Consider the following 1438-nt stretch of genomic DNA (forward strand, 5'->3'; position numbering starts at 1 on the left):
ATAACGCAGCGAAGCACTGTTTTGTCCAGATTCTTGTGAAGGAGAAAACACCAAATCTAAACCGTCAGCAAAACCAAGTTTTTTGCTGACCATAATGGCATCGGTGCCCGCTCTCTCTTCATAATCAAAGTCATAAATCGAGTACGCGTTATAAACGTCATTAGGGTTCCAGATGGTATTCATGGACCAGTTAATACGAAAACGCCCGACACTGGCACTCCAATCGTCGCTCTTCCAGCTCACATACAATCGGTCAAATTGAGAATTCAGAATAACGTCGTCTTCGCGCCAGTTTTTGCTCAAATCAAAGTAGCCATTATCTAGCGCGACAAGTTCGGGATATTGAGGAATGTCTAACGCATCGCCCCACAAAGCTCGGTTTCGCAAGCCAACATTAACACGCCAGTTTGGAGAAAAACGGTATTCAAAATTCAGACGATTGTGCAGCAGATGATCGAGCGTATTGCTTTGATCATCTGGCATGCTGTATGTCGCCATATACTTAATATAACCATCAAAATCCCAAGATTTTTGAGGTTGTAAACCAGGGATATTGGCAACAGCACAAAAGCTGAAAAAGCCAAGCAAGGAAAGGCTTAATGCCTGACTAACCACCACCATCCATGGCGGAGAAAAACGAATGTGTAAGCCGCTACGCATGAAACTTCTCTGCCGTGCTACCGATGTTGGCGAAATCTCTCGCGAGGCGTCCGTCTTCAAACACAATAATACGATGGGCTCGTTTGATGACCCTCGGGTCGTGAGTCGAGAAAATAAATGTCGTGCCCTCTTGTTCGCTCAGTTGCTCCATGATGTCGAGTAACTCCGAAGTGCTCTTTGCGTCTAAGTTGGCGGTCGGTTCATCTGCCATGACAAAGCGAGGCTTAGGTGCAAGTGCCCGTGCGACAGCGACTCTTTGCTGCTGACCACCCGACATTTTGCTCGGACGCTTGTGCATCTGCTGAGCTAAACCAACTTGCTCAAGGAGAGACATGGCACGCTCTCGGCATTCTCGTTCCGTTTTGCCTTGTAACTGCATCACAAACTCGACGTTTTCCAACGCGGTCAAAACAGGAAGAAGACTGTAGTCTTGGAAGATAAAACCAATATTGTCTCGTCTATAGGCGATCAGCTCTTTCTCCGACATCTCTGAAATTAAACACCCATCGATTTCAACGCTGCCTGAAGTTGGAGCATCAATGCCGCCAAGCATATTGAGCAATGTTGTTTTGCCCGAGCCAGAAGGCCCCATGATGGCGACAAATTCTCCTTGTTTTATTTCTAAATCAACGTGTTGTACCGCATGCACAGGGAAATCACTGTCTGGATTATAAGTTTTCGTCAGTCGCTCAAGTTTAATTGTCATCAGGTCTTCTCCCCCATGGCATCAGCCGGTCGATGCTTGAGAATTTGTCGTGCGGGATACAGAGCCGCAAAC

The 1438-nt window shown here is 46.7% G+C and carries 1 protein-coding gene and 1 pseudogene; both read right to left on the bottom strand.

The features are described 5' to 3' along the window. A pseudogene (locus tag R7P35_RS24285) lies at positions 1 to 660 on the bottom strand (hypothetical protein); the annotation flags it as partial. Next, a complete protein-coding gene (locus R7P35_RS24290; protein ID WP_005482754.1) occupies positions 653 to 1366 on the bottom strand; it encodes an ABC transporter ATP-binding protein in 714 nt (237 codons plus the stop codon). The gene R7P35_RS24290 and the pseudogene R7P35_RS24285, both read right to left, overlap by 8 nt. Positions 1367 to 1438 lie beyond the last annotated feature (72 nt).

This window comes from Vibrio sp. Vb0304 (assembly GCF_033338995.1).
Taxonomy (GTDB): domain Bacteria; phylum Pseudomonadota; class Gammaproteobacteria; order Enterobacterales; family Vibrionaceae; genus Vibrio; species Vibrio alginolyticus.

What these genes read in the sequence shown, in the direction of transcription:
- R7P35_RS24290 (WP_005482754.1), bottom strand. Translation starts at nt 1,366, where the DNA reads ATGACAATTAAACTTGAGCGACTGACGAAAACTTATAATCCAGACAGT.